Here is a 23,313-nt window from a genome sequence, read left to right on the forward strand (position 1 = left end):
CAAACAGGTTTCAGGTCGTCCTGAAACGCGATCGAGACGGCCGTCCGCGAGCCGCGCTAAATCTCCACCACCCGCTCGAAAAGCCGGACCGGACTGTCCCTGAACGTCGTGTCGCGAAACGGGCGAAAGCCGAAACGGGCAGCGATGGCGAGCGAAGGGGTGTTGAGCGGATCGATCATGCAGACGGTGCGCTGCGAAATCCCGCTGCCATCGAACCACTCCGTTGCTGCCGCCACCGCTTCCGTCGCCACGCCCTTGCCGGTCAGTTTCGCGTCGATTTTCCACATCGCCTCGGGCACGCCATCAAAATCGGTCCCGTTTCCACGGCGCATATGGGCGAAACCCACCTCACCCACGATACGTCCGGTGCTTGCCTCCTCCACGACAAAGGGGCCGAAGCCGAAAGCGGACCAATGGCCGATGAAGCGTAAAAGCCGGGCAAAAGCGAGTTCAGGGTCGAGCGGAGCAATCGATCTGACCCCTTCGATGGGGTGAACGTCCGCGCTCCAGAAAGCGCGATAAAGCGCTTCATCCGTGATGACGTGCGGCCGCAAGACGAGGCAAGCGGTTGTCAGACGTGTCATGAACCTGTTCCCCGGACAGAAAAGGTCGGCGCACCGACAGATGCGGGCCCGACCTTTCGAAAACTCACCTCTGCAATTGAACGATCACGCGGCAATCGTCTTTGCGGTAAACACGATGCGATCCTCATGCACCTTGTATTCCACCGCCATATCGGCCTCTTCCGCCAAGAGCAGCGTGTAATAGGGCTGCACGGAATGAGCGTCGACCGCCTCTTCCAGCCTGCCTTCGTAAATCTCGGCGAATTTCGCCGGAATACGCATCATCTTTCCCTTGACGGTGATTTCGAACTTGGCGTCACCCTCCGGGTTTTCCAGCACCACATCCACATTGCCGCCGCGCGGGATGGCGCTGTAGGAAACGAGAAAGAGGTTGAGCAAAAGTTTGACACGATTTTTCGCAACGATGGCGCGTGGGCCGTTCCAGCTCACTTCGGCCTTCTTTTCGGCGGCGGCGAAATCCTTGGCGGCCTTTTCGGCCTCGCCGGTGTCGATGGAAGCGCCGGCGGAACCGGAGGCGCCGAAAGCCAGCCGTGCGAACTTCAGCCGCACGGATGCGTTAAGGGCCGAAGTGCGGATGAGATCCATCGCATCGTCATCGGTGCCGCCCTCGTCCAGCAATTCGAGGCCGTTATTGATGGCGCCGACAGGAGAGATCACGTCATGGCACACACGACTGCACAGAAGAGCCGCCAGATCGGGACCGGACAGCGTGATATTGAGTTTGCTCGTCATAAAATTCTCTCCTGCGCAAGGGAGGCGCGGACGGTGTGGAAATTGTTAAGCCATAATGACACCATATTTGGTAAACCGATTGTTAATAGGATGGTTTCAAAATGCCAAATGCCTTAACAGGCCACCCTGGAGCGCCCCGCATCCGTTCGGACGGACAAGGAATGTTCCAGCACTTTGAATCTGCGCATCGGTCCTGTCGAAAATCGAATCCGGATTTTCGGACTGATGCACCAACGAACAGACGGACGGACATGACGATGCGCCTTACGAAAACCCGCACCATTGCACGCCTCGGACTGGGAAAGATTTTTGCGCTCCTTGCCAGCCTCCTGATGTGGGTCGCGCCGGCCTCGGCCCAGAACAGCGATCAATATTCTTTCCAGGAAGTCGTGGATGCAGGCCACGGATTCTTTGGGGAAACCACCGGCGGCCTCGCCAAGGTGGTGGAACGCGCCTTCCAGCAATACGGTCTTCCGAACGGTTATATTCTGGGTCAGGAAGGCTCCGGCGCTTTCGTCGCGGGCCTCACCTATGGCGAAGGCACGCTTTATACCAAGAATGCCGGCCAGCATCCGGTCTTCTGGCAAGGCCCTTCGCTCGGCCTCGATTATGGTGGCCAGGGCACCCGTGCCATGATGCTGGTCTACAACCTGCCTTCGGTCGATGCGCTTTACCGCCGTTATGGGGGCGTCAGCGGCTCCGCCTTCATCGTCGCCGGCGTCGGCATGACCTATCTCAAGAGCAGCGATGTCACGCTGGCGCCCATCCGCACCGGCATCGGCGCGCGCCTCGGCATCAATGTCGGTTACCTGAAGCTCACCCAGCAGCCGACCTGGAACCCCTTCTGATTGACCGGCACCTGAGGGATTTGACCTAGGGCAAGACGTCGCGGCATGTTTCTTCTCCCCGTGGGGGAGAAGGTGGCCCGAAGGGTCGGATGAGGGGGCACCCTCTCTGGATTTCGGAACGCTCGCCTCCTCATCCCGCTGCCCTCTATCAACGCCTTGGCGGAGCCCCCTCCCCACGGTTGCAATAATAGCGTAACGTGCGTTCGCGCCCTCTTTCCGAATGCGCGCGTATCTGAGTTTCGGAGACTGTCTCGCGTGATTGAATATGCCATTCTTTTCGGATTGGGTTTTCTCACCGCAACCCTGCTGGCCTTGCTGATCGCGCCCGCGATCCATCGCCGCATCGTCGCCTATACGGAAAACCGCCTGCGCGCGACGATGCCCATCAGCCCGCAGGAAGTCCGCGCCCAGAAGGACATGGCCCGCGCCCTCTACGCCGCCGAAAACGCCAAAGCCCGTCAGGAACTGGATACGGAGCGGGAAAAAAACACCTCGCTTCGCCTCGCCAACGAGGCCGCTTCCAGCGATGCCTACCGCCTCGGCGAACAGAACCGTGGCCTTTTGCTGAAAATCGAGGAGCTGACGCTGGAGATCGGCGACTTGCGCGCCGCCCTCGACACCAGCGAAGAACGCGCCGGCGTGATACAGGCAAGTCTTCTGGAACAGGAGAAGGCCGCAAACGAGCGCGCCGGCCAGATGTCGGAAATCACCGCCCGCCTCACCAATCTGACGCGCGAGCTGGATGATTCGAAAATCCTCGCCGCCACCCGCGATCTGGAGGCCGAGCAGGCAAAACAGAGCGCTTCCCGTTTCCGCAAGGAAGGCGAGACGGCAAGCCGCGAATTGCAGGACGTGGCAGCCCGCAACAAGGAAGCCATGACAGCGGTTGCACGCGAGAGCCGCAAGGTTACCCGGCTGGAGGACCAGCTCGCCGGTCTCATGGCGAAAAACGCCGATCTCGACACCATGCTGACGCTGCGCAATCAGGAAGTCGCCCGCCTGAAAGAACAGCTTGCGGCAACCGGCGGCCGCGCCAACGACATGATCATCCGCCTGCCGAACCCCGCCGTGCCGGTTGAAAAAACCGCAACGCCGCTGCAAAAGGCAGCCCCTGCCCCGGAAATCGCGCCCGTCGTTCCGGCAGACACCTCCCCCATCGTGGAACCGGCGACACCGCCGCCGGAAGGTCTGGCGCAGGAGATCGAGGATATCCGCAATCAGGGAACGGCGCTCACCGAACGCCTGCTGAACGTGCGCGGCACCGGCAATGACGAACCGATCCGCCGCGAAATCGCCCGCATCGCCGCCCAGATGATCGCCCTGACAGCCGCCCAGGAAGGCGACAAATCGCCGATTCCGGGGCTGCTTGCCAAAGCGTCTGCCGCATCCGGTCGTGAGAGCCTTGCGACGCGGGCTGGTGAGTTGATGGGCAAGCGGAAGGGGTGATCAGGCGGAAATTTTCCCTCTGCGTGTGAGGTTTACCCCCCTCTGCCCTGCCGGGCATCTCCCCCACAAGGAGGGAGATCGGCAAGAAGCTTTACCGTCACTTCATTCTCAAACGTCGAGATGGGCGGGACCCCGCCTCGGGTCGATCTCCCTCCTTGTGGGGGAGATGTCCGGCAGGACAGAGGGGGGTGAGCGGCATTCGCTAAGGGATAACCCCTCCCCCACAAACGCCGCAAGATTTACACCCGCCCGATCGCCCCCGCCATCTGATAAAGCGCCAGCCCCGAAGCCGTCCCCGCATTCAGACTGTCCAGCTGCGGCGACTGCGCAATCCGGGCGGTATGAAAACGCGACAGCACCGATTGCGGCAGCCCCTCGCCTTCCGTGCCGATGACCAGCGCCATGCGCTCGGAACGGGGAATGTCGCGTATCTCGGTCGTTCCGTTGGGCGAAAGGCTCCAGATCGCAAAACCGGCGGCAGCGAGCCGCTCCAGCATTTCCACCGCGCCGCCGCCGCGATGATAGGGAACCGACAGGACGGAACCGACGGACACCCTGAGCGCCTTGCGATACAGCGGATCGCATGAGGTCTCGTCCAGAAACACCGCATCGGCGTAAAAAGCCGCAGCATTGCGGAACATCGCACCCAGATTGTCGTGGTTGGAAATGCCGCAGCCTACCAGCACCAGCGACGAGACGGGAAGCGTGTCCGTCAATCCGTCCAGCGTCATGTCACGCACCCGGCGGCCGTGCGCCAGAATGCCGCGATGCAGGTGAAAACCGACGATACCATCAAGCACCTGTGCTTCCGCCACATAGACCGGGACATCGGGTGGAAAATCAGCAAGGATATCGGCCACACCGGAAAGCCGGTTTTTGAGGATGAGGATGCTTTCCGCCGCAAAGGCGCCGCCCGTTTTGTGGGCGGCGGCCAGCATGCGCAGCACGACCGTGCCTTCCGCGATGAAGCGGCCCTGCCGGCCGGTCAGGTCACGCTCGCGAATGTCGCGAAAGGCGGCAATGCGCGGATCGGCCGGGTCTTCGACCGGGATCAGCGTCCGCCCGTCGAGCAGCGCCGGAGCGCCCGCCGGATTAATACCCTCACTGGGCATCGACCGTCACATCGGCCAGGAACCGGCCGGTCGCGACGTTGAAGACCAGCGCCTTGCGGGTGCCGTTGGCAAGCTTGCCGTAAAACAGCATGTCGCCGCCGGAATAGCTGACATTGTCGATCGTAAAGCCCTGTGGCAGGCTGGCGGTCACGGCAAGCGGTCCATTGCCGGTGGGAACGCCCAGATTTTGCGGTACGCTCTGCGTCGCAACGGTTTTCGACGGCCCCACCGCCTTGTAGACAACCGCGCCGAACACGGCCATAAGGCTGATAAACATCACGGAGCCAGACACGATCTGCAAACGGATCATCTTGCGGCGAACTTTATCCATGGCCGGATCAAGCGGCTTGTCTTCCTGTTCGTCTTGCTCGATCTGCGTCATCGGGTTCCCTGAAATGCTGATTGATCGGAAAATAAGAATGAACGACCCCTTTAAACAAGGCGGAGACGCAAGGAAAGTCCTGATTGCCGGGGAAGACGCCGAAGGCCGCCTCGATTCCTGGCTGGCGGGCGAAGTTGGCGGCGACCTGTCGCGCAGCCGCCTGAAGGCGCTGATCGAGCAGGGCGCGGTTTTCCTGAACGGGACGCCGGTGACCGAACCGAAAAAGAAGGTGCACCCGCAGGACCGCATCGAAATCGTGATGCCGGAACCGGAAGACCCCGAACCCAAGGGCGAGGATATCCCGCTCGACGTGGAATACGAGGACGAGGACCTGATCGTGCTCATCAAGCCCGCCGGTCTCGTCGTGCATCCGGGTGCCGGCAACTGGACGGGAACGCTGGTCAATGCCCTCATTCACCATTGCGGCGACAGCCTCTCCGGCATCGGCGGCGTGAAGCGGCCGGGCATCGTGCACCGGCTGGACAAGGAAACCTCCGGCGTCATGGTCGTGGCCAAGAACGACAACGCCCATCGCCATCTCGCCGCGCAATTTGCCGACCATGGCCGCACCGGCCCGCTGGAACGCGCCTACAAAGCCGTGGTCTGGGGCCGCCCGCGCACGCTGCGCGGCACTATCGACGCAGCACTCGGCCGCGGTGCCGACCGCACCAAACGTGCCGTCAAGCGCGAGGATACCTACGATGCCCGCGAGGCGATCACCCATTACGAGGTGATGGAGCGCTTCCATGAAAGGCCGGATGCATCCTGCCTCGCCTCCATGGTGGAATGCCGCCTGGAAACCGGCCGCACCCACCAGATCCGCGTGCACATGGCCCATATCGGCCACCCGCTGATCGGCGATCCGGAATATGGCGCGGCCTTCCGCACCAAGGCGAACCTGCTGGAAGAACCGGCCAGAAGCACCGTCAACGCCTTCCCGCGACAGGCGCTGCATGCCTATCTGCTCGCCTTCGAACATCCCCGCACCGGCGAGGTGATGGAGTTCGAAACCGACATGCCTGATGACATGCAGGAACTGATCACCGCCCTGCGCGGCTGAAAAAGCCGCATGGCGCAGCAAAAAAACCGCGCCATGCATCTTGCCGGAAGCCCCGGATAATAAAAAAAGATTAGCGGATAGCGATATTCCGCGAATGGTCCTTTTTGTAGACCGCCCCAATTCCGCTTCAATCATCTCACCTCCTCGACCCCCGGCCCGCTTGAAATCGTCCCCGCAAATACCGTGGCCGCACAACGAGCTTGCCGAATACAAACGCCGCAAGGGATGCTTTTCGTTCGATCCGCAGAGCTGAACGAAACCGGCATGATGACGGGATCTATCGCGCATGAATATCGATGAACGCCGTTTTATATTTCAGGATCTACGCAGCGTCGAAGGCTATATCGACCCGCCCGACGCCCTCGTCTTCAAGGCGCTGCTGCAGGCGCAGACGAGAGACGGCCTTGAGGGCGGCATGGCGGAAATCGGCGTCTATTATGGCCGCTCCTATTTTCTGCTGCGTAAATTCGCGCATTTGCAGGAGAAGGTACTTGGCGTCGACCTGTTCGAAATGGACCCGCCGGAGGATGGCAGCCTCGACCAGTATGACCGTCTGATGGAAAACGGTCGGCGGCTGGGTTTTGCCATGGACAAGGACCTGATCATCAAGGCTGACAGCACCCGGCTCGCACCCGCCGACATCACCTCGAAGATCGGCCCGGTTCGGTTCTTCAGCATCGATGGCGGGCACCACCTGCATCATGTGCTGGCCGATGCGAAACTGGCGATGGAGGCGATCGCCCCGCACGGCGTCATCGTCTTCGACGACACCTTCAACCCTGCCTGGCCGGAAGTGACTGTTGGCGTCGCCGATTTTCTGCGCACGCATGGCCACAGCCTCGCCTGCTTCGCCATGACCAAATACAAGACCTATGTCTGCCACCGCGAATTTCACGCGGTTTACGCCGGCGCCATCGCCGACGAACCCGATTTGCAGGCGCTTGGCCATGTCGAAACGCAATTTCTCGGCTCCACCGTCGTGCGCCTGCACAATCCCATGCGCAGGCGGGTGATGTATGAGCTGATGGTGCGCTCCGGCCTCGGCGGATTTTCGGAACGAATCTACCGCTCGAAAGTTAAACAGGTCAGAGACAGTGTCGCCGGAACATAACGCATGTGTGAACGCCCCCTTCGCTTGAAACGCGGCGGGCGCATACATATTTGTTACATGGGTTCGTGCGGGGTCGGTAACGACCCGCCACTAGCGGTGTGCCTCGGGCGAGTAATCGTCAATTCAGGAGGGTGCCGTTCCAGACCATAGATAAGGGGGTGCTTTATGGCCCGCAATAGTTTGCCTACGATTACGGCCGGTGAAGCCGGTCTCAATAGATATCTCGACGACATCCGCAAATTTCCGATGCTGGAGCCGCAGGAAGAGTACATGCTTGGCAAGCGTTACGCCGAGCATGGCGACCGCGACGCCGCCCATAAGCTCGTCACCAGCCATTTGCGTCTCGTCGCCAAGATCGCCATGGGTTACCGCGGTTACGGCCTGCCAATCGGCGAAGTCGTGTCCGAAGGCAATGTCGGCCTGATGCAGGCGGTGAAGAAGTTCGATCCTGAACGCGGTTTCCGTCTTGCCACCTATGCCATGTGGTGGATCAAGGCCTCGATCCAGGAATACATCCTGCGTTCGTGGTCGCTGGTGAAGATGGGCACGACGGCCAACCAGAAGCGCCTGTTCTTCAACCTGCGCCGGCTGAAAGGCCGCATCCAGGCGATCGACGAGGGCGATCTGAAGCCGGAACACGTCAAGGAAATCGCTACCAAGCTGCAGGTTTCCGAGGAAGAAGTCATCTCGATGAACCGCCGCCTGCATGGCGACGCATCGCTGAATGCGCCGATCAAGGCATCCGAGGGCGAATCCGGCCAATGGCAGGACTGGCTCGTGGACGGCCATGAAAGCCAGGAAGCCGTGCTGATCGAGCAGGACGAGCTGGAAACCCGCCGCCGCATGCTGGCCAAGGCCATGGGCGTGCTGAACGAACGCGAACGCCGCATCTTCGAGGCTCGCCGCCTCGCCGAAGACCCGGTAACGCTGGAAGAACTCTCCTCCGAATTCGACATCAGCCGCGAACGCGTGCGCCAGATCGAGGTTCGCGCCTTCGAGAAGGTGCAGGAAGCCGTTCAGAAGGAAGCCCTCGAAGCCGCCCGCGCGCTGCGCGTGGTGGATGCTTAAGGAAGCCTTCTGGCGGTATGGATCCCCGGGTCAAGCCCGGGGATGACGTCGAATTCAGGAATGAGCTAGTCCCGCAGATCGCAAGGTCTGCGGGTTTTTTGTTAGACGCACCCTTGCGAAGAAACGGGAGCGCTCCCCCTCATCGCCTCGCTACGGCTCCGGCACTTCTCCCCGACCGGGGAGAAGAAGCTGGAGCACTGTCTCATTCCGCATGAAACTTCAGGGTTGCGCGTTGAGAGGTCGAGAGGGCGCGGCAAATTCTTCTCCCCGCCGGGGAGAAGTGCCAGAGCGTAGCGAGGCGATGAGGGGACCAGCCTTAAGCCGGTCCCCACAAACCATCACTGTCCGGTTGCGGGCTTTGCAGCCGCCCATTCGCGCAGCGCCGTATCGAAGGCGGCGATGCCGTCGGTACCCTTTTGCAGGGTCAGAAGCGCACGGCGGCCGTTGCGATAGGAGACCGGAATATCGATCCAGTTGCGGCTCTTCAGCAGCTCCAGATTGGTCTTCATCGCATCCGGGAAGTCATTGAGCGCGATCATGTGGAAATCGTCGGTGATCTTGGCCGGAACCGCGATCAGGGCGTTGCCGCGATCCTGTTCCGTGCTCTTCATCGCGATGCGCTGGACGCTGTCGATAGCGCCGCCTTCGAAGCCGGGCGAAACCGAGAAGACGATTTCGATCAGATGGCTTGCCGGCAGGGACGGATCGGTGTTGCGCTTGAAGGTGATGAGCGCGCTGAGGCCACGGCCGGGAACCGTGATCTGGCCCTGCACCGTCGGAGACGGGCGGCCCTCATTGTCGTTTTCCTGCTGCAACGACCAGGAAACGCTGCCCTGAATGGCGGTCGGAACCGTCTGACCCAGCACTTCCTCGTAAAGGAACATGCGGTCGCCGGTGGCGGCAGCGGCAGGCTGCTGGGCGGGCGGCGTACCGGCAGGCGTTCCCGTGGGCGCACCGGCGGGCGCGGGCGCAGTGTTGGCCGGAGCCTCGCCCGCAGGCGGTGCCGCAACATTCTGTTCGTAGACCGACTGGCCTTCCGCCGTGACAGGCTGGCCGTTGGCGCCCGGTGCAGGCCCCTCGTCACGTTCGGTCCCGTCGGCCAGAAGCCGCTGGGTGAACTTCGTGCCGGTGACGGAACCGTCATCGCCATGGGGCTGGGCCTGGTGATTGGTCGGGTTTGTTGCCGGCTGCTGCCCGGCCGCAGGCGGCTGCTGGCCAGCGGGCGGCGTGGATGTCTGCGGCTGCGTCGTATCGGTCGAAGGCGTCTGGGTTCCCCCGCCATTCTGCGCCGATTGCACCAGTCCGCCGACCATGTCGTTCAGTGCATCGCGATTCTGCCAGAGCGCGTAACCGCCACCGGCGAGAAGCCCGGCACCGACAAGGGCAAGCACCAGCGACGCATAATTGCGGCGCGGCTTCTTCTTGACCATGTAAGCCGGCGTCGCAGCCGCAGTACCCAAAGCAGGCGTTTCATCCGCAGTTGCCCGGTTGGAAGACGACGCGCCGTCATAACCGATCAGCTCGTCCAGATCGTCCCAGGGCGTGCGTTCCTTGTTGTCCTTGACTGCGGTCCGGTCACCGAAGGGATCGTTATCGGCGCGCGGAAGCGCCGGAGCATCCTTCGCGGGAATGGCGAGATCCGTGTCCTCGAAATAGGACGAGAAATCCTCGACGACAGCCGCCTTTTTCGGGGCTGTGTCTTCCGTCTGGCGAGGTTCGGAAAAATCGTCACGTCCGCCAAAAACCGGATCGACGCTGGCGCGGTGGTCGGCATGGTCGTCCTCGTCGCGCCTTTCCGGCTCGAAGCTGACATCCGGCGCCTGATAATGCTGCGCGGAATAACCGGCAACGACGGAATGGTCGCCCGCCTCGTTGCGCACTTCGGCGTATTCCTCGGCGGCCGGGCGGACATCTTCGTCATCGGCCTTGTCGAGCTTGCGCCAGTCGTCCTCGTCTACCGGCTGCGCCCAATGAGGCGGAACGGAATCGTCGGCATGGGGCTCCACATCGCCAACACGCTCGTCTTCCGACTGATGAGCCGGCTCTTCATCCGCGCGGGTGAAATAGGTGCCAACCTCTTCGTGAGAAGGGGCGGTATGAACAGGTTCCGGCGCGTCGTAAAGCTCTTCCGGCTGGTGCTGCCCGTAACGCTGCTCCTCATGCGGGATGACAGCGGAAACGTGCGCCTCGTGCAGAGGCTCTTCCTCACGGGCAGGCTCTTCGTAAACCGGCTCAGGCTCTGCGGGTTCAACCGGAGCAGGTTCTTCTTCAACCGGCTCGTGCCGCTCATCCTGCTCCCCGGCATGGACCGTGGGCTCGTCGGCAATGTCCTGCTGGTGCGGCGCTGCCGCCTCTTCCGCAGCGGGGGAGAAGGCTTCATCCTCCTCCAGCGCTGGCAAGGCCTCGGCATATTCGCTGTCCACCTCGGCGATTGCGGCATCGAGCTTGGCGATCTGCCGGCGCAACAATTCTTCCGGCGGACGTGGCTTCATATTCTCGAGCTGGCGCACAACCGCACTGCGCGCCTTGTCGTAAACCTTCGCCCGGTTTTCGGGAGTATTGTTCGCCAAGCCATCCACGGCCTTGCGAATGACTGCTACAAAATCCGCCATAAGCACTTTCTCGTCGTGACCGGCGACGTACCGGCCCGATATGGTTTATGAATCTAGATCGTCGAGGACATTAGTCCTCAAACGGATCAGTCACAAGTATGGTGTCGTCACGCTCCGGACTTGTCGACAGAAGCGCGACAGGCGCCCCGATCAATTCCTCGACCTGACGGACATATTTGATTGCCTGAGCAGGCAAATCCGCCCATTTTCGGGCACCGACGGTAGATTCTTTCCAGCCTTCGAGCGTGACGTAAATCGGCTCGACGCGCGCCTGAGCGCCCTGGCTTGCGGGAAGGTGATCGATTTCCTGGCCGTCGAGCTTGTAGCCGACGCAGATTTTCAGCTCGTCCAGACCGTCGAGAACGTCAAGCTTGGTCAGCGCGATGCCGGTAATACCGTTGGTGGCGACCGACTGGCGCACCAGTGCCGCATCGAACCAGCCGCAGCGGCGCTTGCGGCCGGTGACGGTGCCGAATTCATGGCCCTTTTCGCCCAGAAACCGGCCGATCTCGTCATGCAGCTCGGTCGGGAACGGGCCTTCGCCCACACGGGTCGTATAGGCCTTGGTGATGCCGAGAATATAGCCGAGCGAACCCGGACCCATGCCCGAACCGGCAGCGGCCTGGCCGGCAACCGTGTTGGAAGAGGTCACGTAAGGATAGGTGCCGTGGTCGATATCGAGCAGCGAACCCTGTGCGCCTTCGAACAGGATGCGTGCACCGGCCCGGCGCTTCTTGTCGAGCAGCAGCCACACGGTTTCGCTGAACGGCAGGATGCGCTCAGCAACCGAGCTCAACTCTTCCATGATGGTCTCATGCGAGACTTCAGCGGCGCTGAAACCACGGCGAAGGGCGTTGTGATGTGTCAGGATGCGATCGACCTTGGCGGAAAGCGCCTCCATGTCGGCAAGATCCATGACGCGGATGGCGCGGCGGCCGACCTTGTCTTCGTAAGCCGGGCCGATGCCGCGACGCGTGGTGCCGATCTTGGTGCCGCTGTTGGAGGCGGCGTCTTCACGCATGCCGTCCAGCTCGCGATGCAGGGAAAGAATGAGCGTGGCATTGTCGGCAATGCGCAGGTTTTCAGGCGTTACCGTGACGCCCTGCACTTCCAGACGGCCGATTTCAGCAATCAGCGCATGCGGATCGACCACGACGCCATTACCGATGACGGCGAGTTTGCCGGGACGCACGACGCCGGAAGGCAGAAGCGAAAGCTTGTAGCTGATGCCATCGATGACAAGCGTATGGCCGGCATTGTGGCCGCCCTGATACCGCACGACGACATCTGCCCGCTCGGACAGCCAGTCGACAATCTTGCCTTTGCCTTCGTCGCCCCATTGCGAGCCGACCACCACAACATTCGTCATTTCTTGCTTTCCTGCTCATGGCGCTTGCGCGCCCGATAACCCGATGGGAAACCCAAACCCGCGAATGTATACTGTGTTGTTTTACGGAAAGCGACCCTGTTTCTTATGGTGAATTTTGCTTTTTCCGTGACAAAATGCCGAATTCCGCATTATCTCGCCCCGTGGGGAGGACAAGCGCGGGCGCGAGGCCGCCGTTCACCCCCTCTCGTTTTTCCGCCCCCCCTTGAAGAAGCGAAACATCAGCGTGCCTTCGAAAGCCTATATCGCCCTCATCATCGCCACGCTCTGCTGGGGCGGCAACACCGTTGCCGGAAAGCTCGCCGTCGGCCACATCAGCCCCATGGCCTTCACCTTCCTGCGGTGGGTCTTCGCCGTCGCCATCATCTTCGCCATTTCCGTGCCGCAGCTCATCAAGGACTGGCCGGTGGTGAAAAAACGCCTGCCCTATTTCTTCGTGCTCGGCAGCGTCGGCTACACCGCCTTCAACGTCTTTCTCTACACGGCGCTGCAACACACCTCCGCCATCAATGCCGCCGTCATCCAGGCGGGCATTCCCATGGTCATATTCGTGCTGAACTTCGTCCTGTTCCGCACCCGCGTGCTGTTCGGCCAGATCGCCGGTTTCTGTCTCACCATTGCCGGCGTGGCGCTTCTCGCCTCGCATGGCGATCCCGTATCGCTGCTGCAGCTGGAAATGAATGCGGGCGACGCCATCATGCTGCTCGCCGTGCTGGTCTATGCCATCTACACCGTCATCCTGCGCTGGAAACCCGCCGTTGACTGGCGCACGCTGATGGCGATCCCCGCCTTTTTCGCGCTCGTCAGCTCGGTGCCGCTGATTTTCTGGGAGATGTCGCAGGATAATGTGATCTGGCCGGATCAAAAAGGCTGGGTGCTGGTGTTTTATGCCGCCATCTTCGCCTCGTTGGTGGCGCAGATCTTCTTCATCAAGGGCGTGGAGCAGATCGGCGCCAACCGTGCCGGCCTTTTCATAAATCTCGTACCCGTCTTCGGCACGCTGCTTTCCGTCGTCGTGCTCAGCGAGACCCTGCATACCTACCAGATCGCGGCGCTGGTCATGGCGCTGGCCGGCATTGCCGTGGCGGAACGAAAAAAATCGCCGGCTCCATGATCCCGTGAGGGTCTGGAAAACCGGCGCAGTCTGGCAGGCATGAAAAGGTTCGGGTTAGAGCGCGGTTTCGCGCTTAACCGGAGAGAAAGCGGCATTGCCGAGTACGATATCGCCCTTGTCGGTGGTGACAACAAGCACTTTTTCGAGCGATCCGTCATCATCAAGCGCGAAGGCGAGGCGCAGCGCTGCGGAAGACCAGCCGGCGCCGGCAAGCGCCGTGCGCTTGATCGCGGCGCAATCGCCGCAATCCTCAGCGCTCATCGCAGGCGTTGCCGGAACATCGGTTGCAAAACCGGAGAAATAGTCATCAAGCGCGCCCATGGTGGCGTTCACTTCGCGGTTGACGCGCAGCAGTTCCTCGCGGCGTTCGCCGGTCAGCGGTGCAGCAATCGTCGAAACGCATTGGCCGGCGGAAAGAACACAACCATCAAAACCGCCGGGCGCGGAAATGGCGATCTGCGCGACCGTCGTTTTTTCGACGGCGGCAAAGCTGCGGGCAAAACCGGCGGCGCCAGCCGCATCGGCATGAGTGGACATGGAAGCAATGGCGATTCCGCAGATGGCGGCAGCAATGATCTTCTTCAGCATTTTCATACCCCGTTTGGCGATCCGCCGGCTTGTGCCGGTCTCGATTTCTGCTTTCGGAGCGCCCTGTCTTTGCAGGATGTCCGCTCCTTGTCTGTGATCCCACAATGGCACACCACTGTTTTCAGCCGCTTTAAGCCGATTGCTACAATTTTATCGGTTTTCATTTTGTACAGCGGGCGCTTTTTTCGAGTATGCGCAAATACCGTCGCCCCGAAACCGAGGCAACGCTTGAGAAGCGATAAAGGGGCCGCATCGCTGCGGGGGTATAAGATGGTGTGTTAAGGGTTTGCAGTCGATGCGGCCCCGGCTTCAACATATGACCCGCCCGCCAAACCGGTTCCTGTTTGGAAGGTGGGCATATGCCGGCCGCCTCAACCGTGACATCGGGAAACTCCCCGGTTTCGGCCGCCTGCCCCGTCCACCTTGCGCCGCGCGCACGCTTGATGACCGGGATGGGATCATCATAAGCGGCTTTGAAAGACCGGGGACGCGCGAGGATGCGGCAAATGCCATTTCCGGAAAAAAGCGCCACTCAGCCCATGGTTTCGCCGCATCCCGGACACAGGAATTTTCAGTGGGTTAACAAGCGCTTGATCGGCGGCATTTGAATTAACCTTGTCTTAAAACCCGGCGTTAATGGTTAGCAATTTAAGAATAGCGGAACGAAAGGGTTCCGCGATGCGTGGCGTATTTGCCGTTGTTTTTCTGATGACTGTTCTGGCCGGCTGTGCGACCGCACCGTCGCAAGTGACCAATGCCTGTGCGATTTTCGAGCAGCGGAACGGCGTCTTCAACAATTGGCGGCGCGACGCCAAGGCGGCAGAGCGCGAATTCGGCGTGCCGGTGCCTGTCATGATGGCGACGATCTACACCGAATCCGCCTTCCGCCCCTATGCTCGCCCGCCGCGCACCAAGCTTCTCGGCTTCATTCCCTGGACGCGCCAGTCGACCGCCTACGGTTATGCCCAGGCGCTGGACGGCACATGGGAGGTCTATAAGCGCGAAACCGGCCGCTGGTCGGCAAGCCGCACGGACTTCACCGATGCAATCCACTTCGTCGGCTGGTACCACGCCAAGAGCCGGCGCGAAAACGGCATTTCGCTGAACGACCCCTATAATCTCTACCTTGCCTATTATTCCGGCCATGCCGGTTACGCGAAGGGAAGCTGGCGCAACAATTCCGCCGTTCAGAAAGCCGCCCGCCGCTCCGCCAACATGGCGCTGCGTTACGAGGGGCAATTGCAGCAATGCGGGTATCGCTGAGGCTGGGTTGGAGCAACCCGACCCCACAATGCCCGACGAAGGTGTCGAAACCTCTCCTCCGTCATCCTCGGGCTTGACCCGAGGATCCATTGATTTCAACGGTTGTGGGTCCTCGGGTCAAGCCCGAGGATGACGTCGAGTTGGTGCAACCCTTTGCCAAAACCCTTACGTGGCATCGTAACGGTAACGCCTGACGTAGAAGGCCACGCCGACAATCGCGGGCACGCCTTATTCCCCGTAAGCCGCCAGAAAGCCCCTGACCGCATCGATCTCGTTCGAGCGGATTTCATGGCCGCCCGGATGCCACACCGTTTCCGCCGTGCCGCCCTGCGCCACGAGGCTCTGTTCCAGCGCCTTGGTCAGCGGCACCGGGCAGATCGGATCACGCTCGCCCGCCGTGATCAGCACCCGGCGCGAGGATTTGGCCGCAGCCGCCTCCGGCTCGAACGGGATGAGCGGATGCATCAGCACGGCGGCGTCGAACAGATCGGGCTGCTCGATCAGCACATTGGCGAGAATATTCGCGCCATTGGAAAAGCCGAGGCCGATAACCGGCCCAGCCTGATAATGCTCCCGGTTGGCTTTCACGAAATCCGCCATCTTGACCGTTGCCCGGTGGAGATCGACCATGTCGTAGACACCCTCACCGGTGCGCCGGAAAAACCGCGCCGCGCCATGTTCGGAGACATCGCCCTGTGGCGAGAGGACGGTGGCCTGCGGCAACAGCCGCGCACCAAAATCGAAGAACTGGTTCTCATCGCCGCCGGTGCCGTGCAGCACCACGAAGAGCGGCGCACCCGCGACGCCGGGGCGGGATTTGTGGAAATATGTATCCTTGTTCATCGGATAATCCTTTCTGGAAGGAAGGGTTAAACGGCTTCCGCACGACTTCTTCAGCCAAGCGGAGTCCCATATGGAGCGAGCGAGCGCCGCTGGTTTCTTCTCCCCGCCGGGGAGAAGAAACCAGCGGGATGAGGGGGCAAGCTTGCGGTCTATCGCTGATGTTGCCCCCTCATCCGACCCTTCGGGCCACCTTCTCCCCGGCGGGGAGAAGAAAAGAGTGGCAAACGTCCTGCCAAACGATGGCCAGGTCAGAGTGGGTTAAGCCGTTTTCTCGTCACCCAGCGGCTCCAGCTGCTTTTCAAGCTGGGCGCGCAGATGCGCGTGCTGGGAAGGCAGTTTCAGCGCCTCGCCGAGATGGGCCGTATCCTCGTCACGGTCGAAACCCGGCTCGTTGGTGGCCACTTCGAACAGCACACCTCCGGGCGTGCGGAAATAGATCGCCCAGAAATAATCGCGGTCGATCACCGGGGTTACCTGATAACCCGTATCCATCAGCGCCTTGCGGACTTCGAGCTGCTTTTCGCGGTTCTCGACCGCGAAGGCGATGTGGTGCACCGAACCCGCGCCGAGGCGCGCGCCGGAGATATCAGGCATGGTTTCGATATCGATGACGTCTGCGCCGTTGCCGCCAGCAATGCCGAGGCGCAGCACGCCGTCCTGGCGATCCACTTCCTCATAACCCATGAATTTCAAAAGCTCGGCGGTCGCCCCTTCGTCGCGGAGACGCAAGGAAGCGCCCTGAAAGCCGTGGATCGCTTGATCCGCGCCAACGCCATTGCCGGTCCATTGCGCGCGGGCGTCATCCTTGACCTCGACCAGTGCGAAACCATCGCCATCAGGCCCGGCGAAGTGCAGGCGGCTGTTGCCGAATGCCTCGTCGGTCTTCAGACCATCGACGCCCGCCTTGGAGAGGCGATCCTGCCAATAGGCGAGCGAGCCTTCCGGGACTGAAAACAGCGTGGCGCCCACCTCGCCGGTGCCGGGACGGCCACGGGCGATATGCGGGAACGGAAAATAGGTCATGACGGAGCCGGGCGTACCGGCCTCATCGCCATAATAAAGATGATAGACATCAGGCGCGTCGAAATTGACGGTCTTCTTCACCCGGCGCAGGCCGAGCGTATCGGTGAAAAACCCGTTATTCTGGCGCGCGCTGGCGGCCATGGACGTGACGTGGTGCAGGCCCTTGATCTGGTTCAGCATGATAAACCCCTTTTCGCCTTGGCGGCCCATCGATCGGGCCAGCCGTGTTCATGGCGTGAAGATGGGGTAAGAGGCGGAAAAGGCATAGACCAGACAAGCGGAACGGATTGTTCCCAAATGGTGAACGATAAAATTTACTGTTCACTTGCCTGCCGGAAAACAGTCCGGGCCTCAATGATCGTCGGCGAGACCCATCGTCCAGTAACCGACCGCGCGCAGCGACGCTTTCGGGAAAGCGATTTCGTCGGTGAGGAAGGATTTCGCCGCCCTCGCTTCGGTCTTCTCACAGGCGACGAAAACATGCAGGCCCTCGTGATTGTCGCTCCAGGCGTGGCCGCGCAGCGCCTGTTCGATGAGGCCAGCGGTGCCGGCGGGCTTGCCGCGACGATAAAGCCATGTCCATTCGACATCGGCGGCGCAGGCGATTTCCTGCCGTTCCGCCTCGTCGTCGATTTCGGCATAGACGCTGAGCTTCTTGCCAACAGGCATTTCCGCCGCCATGCGCAACATCACCGGCAGCGCCGTCTCGTCGCCGGCAAAGACATAACGCTCCGCTTCCGGGCAGACGCCGCTGGCGCCGATAATGCCGAGGACGTCACCCGGTTTTGCCGTGGCTCCGAAATTCGCGCCCGGCATGCGATCGCCCTCATGCATGACGAAATCGATATCCACCTCACCGCGACCGACATCGCCGGAACGGATGGTATAGACGCGGCGCGTCAGGAGATCCTCGTCCGCCGGCCAGACGATGGCGCCAGTCGGCGCAAGGTAAGGCCAGACCGGCGCGCGGGCCTGATCCGGCACCAGCAGCAGGCGAACATGCATGCCGCTGGTGAGCAGTCTTTCGATGCCGCTTTCGACGGAAACCACCAGACGGCGCATATGCGGCGTCAGATTATAGGCGCGGGCAACCCTGCCGACGAAGAGATTGGGCAATTCGCGCTGGTGAGCCCCGTGGCCGCTCCAGCGGAAATCCAGCCCCGTCTCGCCGGAAAACTCGACGATATGTTCGGCCACCATGGCCTTGACCGACATCAAAATGTGTTCGGTCGTACAGCTTACCCGGGCGGCAAACCGGCCGCCTTCGGCGCTGAAACTGCCATGGCCGTATTCCGTCTTGAAACGCACCGTCGGCCCCTCGCGCTCCATCTCCATGTGCTCGGAAAAATGATCCTCGAATGCGTCGACTATCGACAGCGGATCGGGCAGCGAGACGGAGGTTTCAGCAGACAGGAGAGACACGGGTATAAATCCTTCACTTTGTAGTCGAGTATTCTTAAACCGGACACAACTGCGCTGTAAAGGTGTTTGCTGCACTCCCCGTCATTCCGGCCTTGAGCCGGAATGACGGAGTGGGCTGGCAAGGCTGCTTAAGCCGTTTCAGGCAATTGCCAGTCGATCGGCTCGCGGCCATGCGAGGCGAGAAGAGCGTTTGCCTTGGAGAAATGACCATTGCCGAAAAAGCCGTTATGGGCCGAGAGCGGCGAAGGGTGCGGCGAGCGCAGCACCAGATGTTTTTTCTGGTCCACGAAGGCGGCCTTCTTCTGGGCGTAGGAACCCCAGAGCAGAAACACCACATGGTCACATTCGTCATTGACGACGCGGATGACGGCATCGGTGAATTTTTCCCAGCCCTGGCCCTGATGCGAGGCGGCGCGCGACTGTTCCACCGTCAGCACGCTGTTGAGCAGCAGCACGCCCTGCTTCGCCCAGCTTTCCAGAAAGCCGTGATTGACCGGACGAATGCCGAGATCGGCCTGCAATTCCTTGTAGATATTGACAAGCGAAGGCGGGATACGCACGCCGGGCTGCACCGAAAAGCACAGCCCGTGTGCCTGCCCAACCCCATGATAGGGATCCTGCCCCAGAATGACGACCTTGACCTTGTCGAGCGGGGTCAGATCCAGCGCCCGGAAATATTCGGCGCCCTTGGGAAAGATCTGCTTGCCGGCGGTCTTTTCGGCACGCAGGAAATCTTTCAGCTTCTGCATGTAGGGGCTGGCGAATTCGGCGGAAAGAACGCGTTTCCAGCTGTCTTCGAGTTTGACGCCTGCCTCTGCCATGATGTGCCTCTTTGTTACTTGAACCGGTTGCCGCGCTGCAGCACTTCGATCTTGTAGCCATCAGGATCGCAGATAAAGAAATATTTCGCGAAAGGCTGACCCTTGTGTTCAGATTCGATGATCTTGCCCGGAGACAGGCCAAGCTCGATGAGGCGCTGATGCTCGGCATCCACATCGGCAACGCTGACGGCCAGATGGCCGTAGCCGTCGCCCAGCGCGTAGGGCACTTCGCGACCCCGGTTGACGGTCAGTTCCAGCTCGAAATCGCCTTCGGCATTGCTGAGATAGATCAGCGTGAAGTTTTCGAACTCGACGCGTTCAGCAATCTCCAGTCCTAAAACCTGCGTGTAAAATTCTACCGAACGCTTTTCTTCCAGCACCCGGACCATCGAGTGGATCAGCTTGGCCATGGTGTATCCTTCTTCTTCTTAAATCTTGTGGTCACCCGGTTAGGTCCCGGACATCGCGGACCAACGGGATAAAGACAGAGCGCCGCGCTTTCAACCCTAAAGCCGGATTTAGGACCGGGGGAAACCGCCCGATCACGGCAAATGTGATGGCGCAAGGACCGGTGGGTTGCCCCTAAATCCGGGATTTCCGGTGAAACCGGCGGACAGTTTTCGCCCTGCCGCTCTATCATGAGTAGAGAACTCATGATACCGGCATATCCCATGCGCCTTCTATACCTCTGTCTTGGCTGGCTTATGGTCGCGACCGGCATCGTCGGCGCGTTTCTTCCCGTTTTGCCCACCACGCCATTTCTGCTCCTGGCGCTCTGGTGCTTTTCCCGCTCGTCACCGAAACTGGAGGCATGGCTTCTGGCCCACCCCAGATTCGGCCCTTCGCTTCGGCAGTGGCGCGAACGCGGCGCAATCGCCCGCAAGGCGAAGATCGCCGCTTTGTCGGCCATGTGTGTGAGTTACGCCGCCTTCTGGTTTCTGAGCGACCCGCCGGCTCTGCGGGCCGCAATCGTCGCCGCCGTCATGCTCGGCTCTGCACTCTTCATCGTGACCCGGCCGGAAAGTTGAAGCCGGCCGGTCTCAGCGGTGGCGCGACTGCGGCAGCACATAAGGAATGTGCCGCGCCGGCAACCGGCCGACGACGCCGCCAATGCCATAGACCCTTGCGATCGTCTCGTCGCTGATCGTCTCAAGCGATGGACCGCTGGCCGTCACCCGGCCGCCATGCATGACGATAAGTTGATCGGCAAATTCCGCCGCAAGATTGAGATCGTGCAGGATGGCAAGCACCAGACCGCCGCCTGCCGCGAAATCGCGCGCCGTTTCCAGCACCGCGATCTGGTGGCCGATATCGAGGCTGGCCGTCGGCTCGTCAAGAAACAGCGCCCGCACCTCGCCGTTTTCCACCGGATGCGGCACTTGCGCCAGCGCACGGGCAAACTGCACACGCTGTTGCTCGCCGCCCGACAGCATGTTGTAGGAACGCTGCTCGAACCCGCGAAGCCCGGCCCTCGCAAGCGCCCGGCGGGCCTGCTCTTCCGGCGCGCGCGATCCTTGCGCAACTGCGCCCATGCGTACGATTTCAAGCGCGGTGAAAGGAAAGGCAAGCTGGGTATTCTGTGGCAGCACGGCCCTGATGCGCGCAAGCTGGACCGGCGTGAAAAGCGGCAGGGCGACATCATTATAGGTCACCGAACCGCCCTCCTCGGCACGCATCTCCCCCGAAAGCACCTTCATCAGCGTGGATTTTCCGGCACCGTTCGGGCCGATGATCACATTGACCTTGCCGGGCTTTAGATCAACGCTGACCTCGTCGAGCAGGCGGCGGCCGGAGCGGATGAGGGTGAGGTTTTCAGCCCGGATCATGGCATGTTCCGCATCGAAAAGCCGCCACGACCGAGCAGCAGGAACAGAAAGACCGGCGCGCCGATCAGCGCCGTGACAACGCCGATGGGCAATTCCGCCGGGGAAGCGACCGTGCGGGCGAAACTGTCGGCAAACAGCAGAAGCGCCGCACCGCCGAGCGCTGAGGCCGGCAGCAGGAACCGGTGCGACGGCCCGATGGCGAGCCGCAGCAGATGCGGCACGACGATGCCGACAAAACCGATGGAACCGGCAGCCGCCACGCTTGCCCCGCAGGCGGCGGCAACGGCCAGAATGACGACCCGTTTCAGCCGCTGCACGGGAATGCCCATGTGGAAAGCGGCGGCATCGCCAAGGATCAGCGCATCCAGCCCCCTTGCGACGAAGGGAATGATGGCGAGCACGACGACGATAAACGGCAAGGTGGCAAGCACCTTGGCGGGCGTCGCCCCACCGAGCGAGCCGAGAGACCAGAAGGTGATGTCACGAAGCGCCCTGTCGTCGGCCATGAAGATCATCAGGCCGGTCAGCGCGCCGCTGATCGCCGCAACCGCGATGCCAGCGAGAATGAGTGTGGTGGTGGAGGTAGCGCCATCCCTTGTTGCGATGACGTAAAGCAGCCAGGTGTTCAAAAGCCCGCCGAAAAACGCCATTATCGGCAGAAAATGCGGGCCGAAAAATACGGCGACCGTGGCCAGCGCGCCTTCCCCGAGAGAAATGGCGGCAACCGCGAAAAGTGCCGCACCCGACGTGACGCCGACAATGCCGGGGTCGGCCAGCGGATTGCGGAAAAGGCCCTGCATCATGGCCCCCGAGACGCCAAGCCCCGCGCCGATCAATATGCCGAGCGCCGTGCGTGGCAGGCGCACCGCTTCGAGAATGACTTTGTCGCGCACGCCGAGTTGATCCGCGCCGCCGGTGAGATAGGCCCAGAGTTCGGACATGCCGACGCCCGTGGGTCCGCTGACGAGCGAGACGCCACAGGCGAAAAGCAGGATGCCGACAAGCACCAAGAGGGTGACGGCCCCCTGGCGCGATCTGTCGCCCGGAGCGTTGCCCTCAGTGGAACTCAAGGCGGCAAGGCTCACGGCTTCACCACGTCAGGGTAAAGCTTGGCCGCCAGATCGCGGCCGGCAGCCGGCGTGCGTGGGCCAAAACCGATGAGATAAAGCCCGTCCATGCTGATCAGCGCCTTGTTTGCGGCAGCCGGTGTGGACTGGAAAGCGGGCAGCGCAAAAATCTCTTTCGCCTTGCCGACGTGATCGCCGCGATCCATGGTCAGCACCACATCGGGTGCTGCCGCGATGACCGCTTCGTCGCTCAACGGCTTGTAACCGCTGATCTCCTGCGCGGCATTGATGCCGCCGGCCATTTCGATGATCGCCGCAGCTTCGGTGTCCTTGCCCGCCGCCATGATGCGGCCGCCGGCGCTGGACAGCACGAAGAGCACACGCTTCCTGTCCTTTTCCGGCACGGCAGAGACATCCCTGGCAAGCGCATCAAGCCCCGCCTTGGTTTCCGCAGCCAATGTCTTGGCCTTGTCTGAAAGACCGACTGCCGCGCCGACATCCTCGATTTTCTTCGGGATGGCGTCGCCGCTCGGCGGCGTATCGACGGTGACGAAAGGAACAGCGCTTGCTTTCAGAATGGCGATGACATCCGCCGGACCGGACCCGTCTTCCGACAGAATGAGATCGGGCTGCTGCGACAGGATACCTTCCGACGACAGCGCCCGCATATAGCCAATATCCGGCTTGGAAAGCGCATCCGCCGGATAGCTGCTGGTGCTGTCGCGCGCCACGATGCGGTCTTTCGCGCCCAGCGCATAGAGGATTTCCGTCACCGTTCCGCCCACAGCGACAATGCGTTTCGCTTCCGGATTGCCCTTGTCCGAGGCTTGCGCACCGGGCGCGGCAATGGCGATTGCGGCGGGCACGAGGGCGGCGAAAACGAACGGGCGAAGGCGAAAATTCAACATGGCGCTATCCTGAAACACAAGCTGGCGCGGGTTTGCCACGCCGAATAACTTGAGTTATTTGCACATGTTTATAAAAGGCGCAATCGATAAGTGGAG

Annotated in this window: 23 protein-coding genes; 8 read left to right on the forward strand and 15 right to left on the reverse strand. The window is 61.4% G+C overall.

Going from position 1 to position 23,313, the window contains the following annotated elements:
• Window positions 1–56: 56 nt before the first annotated feature.
• Entirely contained in the window at window positions 57–584 is a 528-nt protein-coding gene (locus tag QSK43_RS22460) for a GNAT family N-acetyltransferase (RefSeq protein ID WP_332305344.1), read from the reverse strand.
• A gap of 84 nt (window positions 585–668) precedes the next feature.
• Entirely contained in the window at window positions 669–1,316 is a 648-nt protein-coding gene (gene chpT / locus QSK43_RS22465; protein WP_045023481.1) for a histidine phosphotransferase ChpT, read from the reverse strand.
• Between the two features lie 251 nt (window positions 1,317–1,567).
• On the opposite strand from chpT, the gene QSK43_RS22470 reads away from it, so the two are divergent.
• Complete coding sequence (locus QSK43_RS22470; protein ID WP_045023479.1) at window positions 1,568–2,164, forward strand: DUF1134 domain-containing protein; 597 nt, start codon at window positions 1,568–1,570, stop codon at window positions 2,162–2,164.
• 255 nt (window positions 2,165–2,419) lie between these two features.
• The gene (locus QSK43_RS22475; RefSeq protein ID WP_332305345.1) at window positions 2,420–3,610 is read left to right on the forward strand and encodes a hypothetical protein; all 1,191 of its coding nucleotides are present in this window, start codon (window positions 2,420–2,422) and stop codon (window positions 3,608–3,610) included.
• A gap of 239 nt (window positions 3,611–3,849) precedes the next feature.
• On the opposite strand, the gene QSK43_RS22480 is transcribed toward QSK43_RS22475, so the two are convergent.
• Window positions 3,850–4,722, reverse strand: a complete 873-nt coding sequence (locus tag QSK43_RS22480; RefSeq protein ID WP_332305346.1) for a TrmH family RNA methyltransferase — start codon at window positions 4,720–4,722, stop codon at window positions 3,850–3,852.
• Window positions 4,712–5,104, reverse strand: coding sequence for a hypothetical protein (locus QSK43_RS22485; protein ID WP_045023474.1), 393 nt, complete (start codon window positions 5,102–5,104; stop codon window positions 4,712–4,714). Before QSK43_RS22485 ends, QSK43_RS22480 begins: the two co-directional genes overlap by 11 nt.
• A gap of 37 nt (window positions 5,105–5,141) precedes the next feature.
• Here QSK43_RS22485 and QSK43_RS22490 point away from each other — a divergent pair, with 37 nt between their 5' ends.
• From QSK43_RS22490 to rpoH, 3 genes are all read left to right on the forward strand, one after another.
• The gene (locus QSK43_RS22490; RefSeq protein ID WP_332305347.1) at window positions 5,142–6,164 is read left to right on the forward strand and encodes an RluA family pseudouridine synthase; all 1,023 of its coding nucleotides are present in this window, start codon (window positions 5,142–5,144) and stop codon (window positions 6,162–6,164) included.
• Window positions 6,165–6,450: 286 nt separating this feature from the next.
• The gene (locus tag QSK43_RS22495; RefSeq protein WP_332305348.1) at window positions 6,451–7,275 is read left to right on the forward strand and encodes a class I SAM-dependent methyltransferase; all 825 of its coding nucleotides are present in this window, start codon (window positions 6,451–6,453) and stop codon (window positions 7,273–7,275) included.
• A gap of 165 nt (window positions 7,276–7,440) precedes the next feature.
• Window positions 7,441–8,343: an RNA polymerase sigma factor RpoH gene (gene rpoH, locus QSK43_RS22500; RefSeq protein WP_045023467.1), complete on the forward strand. Its 903-nt coding sequence runs from the start codon at window positions 7,441–7,443 to the stop codon at window positions 8,341–8,343.
• 338 nt (window positions 8,344–8,681) lie between these two features.
• On the opposite strand, the gene QSK43_RS22505 is transcribed toward rpoH, so the two are convergent.
• Window positions 8,682–10,955 carry a hypothetical protein gene (locus QSK43_RS22505; RefSeq protein ID WP_332305349.1) on the reverse strand — a complete coding sequence of 758 codons (2,274 nt, stop codon included), beginning with the start codon at window positions 10,953–10,955 and terminating at the stop codon, window positions 8,682–8,684.
• 70 nt (window positions 10,956–11,025) lie between these two features.
• A complete protein-coding gene (locus tag QSK43_RS22510; protein WP_332305350.1) occupies window positions 11,026–12,324 on the reverse strand; it encodes an adenylosuccinate synthase in 1,299 nt (432 codons plus the stop codon).
• A gap of 244 nt (window positions 12,325–12,568) precedes the next feature.
• Between QSK43_RS22510 and QSK43_RS22515 the strand changes: the two genes are divergently transcribed.
• Window positions 12,569–13,456, forward strand: a complete 888-nt coding sequence (locus QSK43_RS22515) for a DMT family transporter (protein WP_045023461.1) — start codon at window positions 12,569–12,571, stop codon at window positions 13,454–13,456.
• Window positions 13,457–13,510: 54 nt separating this feature from the next.
• Here the strand turns inward: QSK43_RS22515 and QSK43_RS22520 are convergent, their stop codons facing one another.
• Complete coding sequence (locus QSK43_RS22520; RefSeq protein WP_332305351.1) at window positions 13,511–14,044, reverse strand: transglutaminase-like cysteine peptidase; 534 nt, start codon at window positions 14,042–14,044, stop codon at window positions 13,511–13,513.
• Between the two features lie 678 nt (window positions 14,045–14,722).
• Here QSK43_RS22520 and QSK43_RS22525 point away from each other — a divergent pair.
• Entirely contained in the window at window positions 14,723–15,307 is a 585-nt protein-coding gene (locus tag QSK43_RS22525) for a transglycosylase SLT domain-containing protein (RefSeq protein ID WP_045023460.1), read from the forward strand.
• A 228-nt stretch (window positions 15,308–15,535) separates the two neighbouring features.
• Here QSK43_RS22525 and QSK43_RS22530 read toward each other — a convergent pair whose 3' ends face one another.
• The 5 genes from QSK43_RS22530 to QSK43_RS22550 all read right to left on the reverse strand — a co-directional run bounded on the left by QSK43_RS22530 (window position 15,536) and on the right by QSK43_RS22550 (window position 19,826).
• Window positions 15,536–16,150, reverse strand: coding sequence for an alpha/beta hydrolase (locus QSK43_RS22530; RefSeq protein ID WP_332305352.1), 615 nt, complete (start codon window positions 16,148–16,150; stop codon window positions 15,536–15,538).
• 258 nt (window positions 16,151–16,408) lie between these two features.
• On the reverse strand, window positions 16,409–17,353 hold the full coding sequence (locus QSK43_RS22535; protein WP_332305353.1) for a VOC family protein: 945 nt from the start codon (window positions 17,351–17,353) through the stop codon (window positions 16,409–16,411).
• A gap of 171 nt (window positions 17,354–17,524) precedes the next feature.
• Entirely contained in the window at window positions 17,525–18,601 is a 1,077-nt protein-coding gene (locus tag QSK43_RS22540; protein ID WP_332305419.1) for a siderophore-interacting protein, read from the reverse strand.
• A 122-nt stretch (window positions 18,602–18,723) separates the two neighbouring features.
• A complete protein-coding gene (gene ung, locus QSK43_RS22545; protein WP_332305354.1) occupies window positions 18,724–19,416 on the reverse strand; it encodes a uracil-DNA glycosylase in 693 nt (230 codons plus the stop codon).
• A gap of 14 nt (window positions 19,417–19,430) precedes the next feature.
• The gene (locus QSK43_RS22550; protein WP_045023455.1) at window positions 19,431–19,826 is read right to left on the reverse strand and encodes a VOC family protein; all 396 of its coding nucleotides are present in this window, start codon (window positions 19,824–19,826) and stop codon (window positions 19,431–19,433) included.
• Window positions 19,827–20,087: 261 nt separating this feature from the next.
• Between QSK43_RS22550 and QSK43_RS22555 the strand changes: the two genes are divergently transcribed.
• Entirely contained in the window at window positions 20,088–20,444 is a 357-nt protein-coding gene (locus QSK43_RS22555; protein ID WP_332305355.1) for a YbaN family protein, read from the forward strand.
• Between the two features lie 12 nt (window positions 20,445–20,456).
• On the opposite strand, the gene QSK43_RS22560 is transcribed toward QSK43_RS22555, so the two are convergent.
• From QSK43_RS22560 to QSK43_RS22570, 3 genes are read right to left on the reverse strand one after another with little or no spacing between them, the layout of a single operon-like run.
• Window positions 20,457–21,242 carry a heme ABC transporter ATP-binding protein gene (locus QSK43_RS22560; protein WP_332305356.1) on the reverse strand — a complete coding sequence of 262 codons (786 nt, stop codon included), beginning with the start codon at window positions 21,240–21,242 and terminating at the stop codon, window positions 20,457–20,459.
• Window positions 21,239–22,327 carry a FecCD family ABC transporter permease gene (locus QSK43_RS22565; RefSeq protein WP_332305357.1) on the reverse strand — a complete coding sequence of 363 codons (1,089 nt, stop codon included), beginning with the start codon at window positions 22,325–22,327 and terminating at the stop codon, window positions 21,239–21,241. Before QSK43_RS22565 ends, QSK43_RS22560 begins: the two co-directional genes overlap by 4 nt.
• Window positions 22,324–23,217, reverse strand: a complete 894-nt coding sequence (locus tag QSK43_RS22570; RefSeq protein WP_332305358.1) for a heme/hemin ABC transporter substrate-binding protein — start codon at window positions 23,215–23,217, stop codon at window positions 22,324–22,326. Before QSK43_RS22570 ends, QSK43_RS22565 begins: the two co-directional genes overlap by 4 nt.
• Window positions 23,218–23,313 lie beyond the last annotated feature (96 nt).

This window comes from Rhizobium sp. GR12, from assembly GCF_036596185.1.
Taxonomy (GTDB): Bacteria; Pseudomonadota; Alphaproteobacteria; order Rhizobiales; family Rhizobiaceae; genus Agrobacterium; species Agrobacterium nepotum.

Excerpts from the sequence above, each read along its gene's own strand:
- QSK43_RS22460 (WP_332305344.1), bottom strand. The coding sequence starts at position 584 with ATGACACGTCTGACAACCGCTTGCCTCGTCTTGCGGCCGCACGTCATC.
- chpT (WP_045023481.1), bottom strand. The coding sequence starts at position 1,316 with ATGACGAGCAAACTCAATATCACGCTGTCCGGTCCCGATCTGGCGGCT.
- QSK43_RS22470 (WP_045023479.1), top strand. The coding sequence starts at position 1,568 with ATGACGATGCGCCTTACGAAAACCCGCACCATTGCACGCCTCGGACTG.
- QSK43_RS22480 (WP_332305346.1), bottom strand. The coding sequence starts at position 4,722 with ATGCCCAGTGAGGGTATTAATCCGGCGGGCGCTCCGGCGCTGCTCGAC.
- QSK43_RS22485 (WP_045023474.1), bottom strand. The coding sequence starts at position 5,104 with ATGACGCAGATCGAGCAAGACGAACAGGAAGACAAGCCGCTTGATCCG.
- QSK43_RS22490 (WP_332305347.1), top strand. The coding sequence starts at position 5,142 with ATGAACGACCCCTTTAAACAAGGCGGAGACGCAAGGAAAGTCCTGATT.
- QSK43_RS22495 (WP_332305348.1), top strand. The coding sequence starts at position 6,451 with ATGAATATCGATGAACGCCGTTTTATATTTCAGGATCTACGCAGCGTC.
- rpoH (WP_045023467.1), top strand. The coding sequence starts at position 7,441 with ATGGCCCGCAATAGTTTGCCTACGATTACGGCCGGTGAAGCCGGTCTC.
- QSK43_RS22505 (WP_332305349.1), bottom strand. The coding sequence starts at position 10,955 with ATGGCGGATTTTGTAGCAGTCATTCGCAAGGCCGTGGATGGCTTGGCG.
- QSK43_RS22510 (WP_332305350.1), bottom strand. The coding sequence starts at position 12,324 with ATGACGAATGTTGTGGTGGTCGGCTCGCAATGGGGCGACGAAGGCAAA.
- QSK43_RS22520 (WP_332305351.1), bottom strand. The coding sequence starts at position 14,044 with ATGCTGAAGAAGATCATTGCTGCCGCCATCTGCGGAATCGCCATTGCT.
- QSK43_RS22525 (WP_045023460.1), top strand. The coding sequence starts at position 14,723 with ATGCGTGGCGTATTTGCCGTTGTTTTTCTGATGACTGTTCTGGCCGGC.
- QSK43_RS22530 (WP_332305352.1), bottom strand. The coding sequence starts at position 16,150 with ATGAACAAGGATACATATTTCCACAAATCCCGCCCCGGCGTCGCGGGT.
- QSK43_RS22535 (WP_332305353.1), bottom strand. The coding sequence starts at position 17,353 with ATGCTGAACCAGATCAAGGGCCTGCACCACGTCACGTCCATGGCCGCC.
- ung (WP_332305354.1), bottom strand. The coding sequence starts at position 19,416 with ATGGCAGAGGCAGGCGTCAAACTCGAAGACAGCTGGAAACGCGTTCTT.
- QSK43_RS22550 (WP_045023455.1), bottom strand. The coding sequence starts at position 19,826 with ATGGCCAAGCTGATCCACTCGATGGTCCGGGTGCTGGAAGAAAAGCGT.
- QSK43_RS22555 (WP_332305355.1), top strand. The coding sequence starts at position 20,088 with ATGCGCCTTCTATACCTCTGTCTTGGCTGGCTTATGGTCGCGACCGGC.
- QSK43_RS22560 (WP_332305356.1), bottom strand. The coding sequence starts at position 21,242 with ATGATCCGGGCTGAAAACCTCACCCTCATCCGCTCCGGCCGCCGCCTG.
- QSK43_RS22570 (WP_332305358.1), bottom strand. The coding sequence starts at position 23,217 with ATGTTGAATTTTCGCCTTCGCCCGTTCGTTTTCGCCGCCCTCGTGCCC.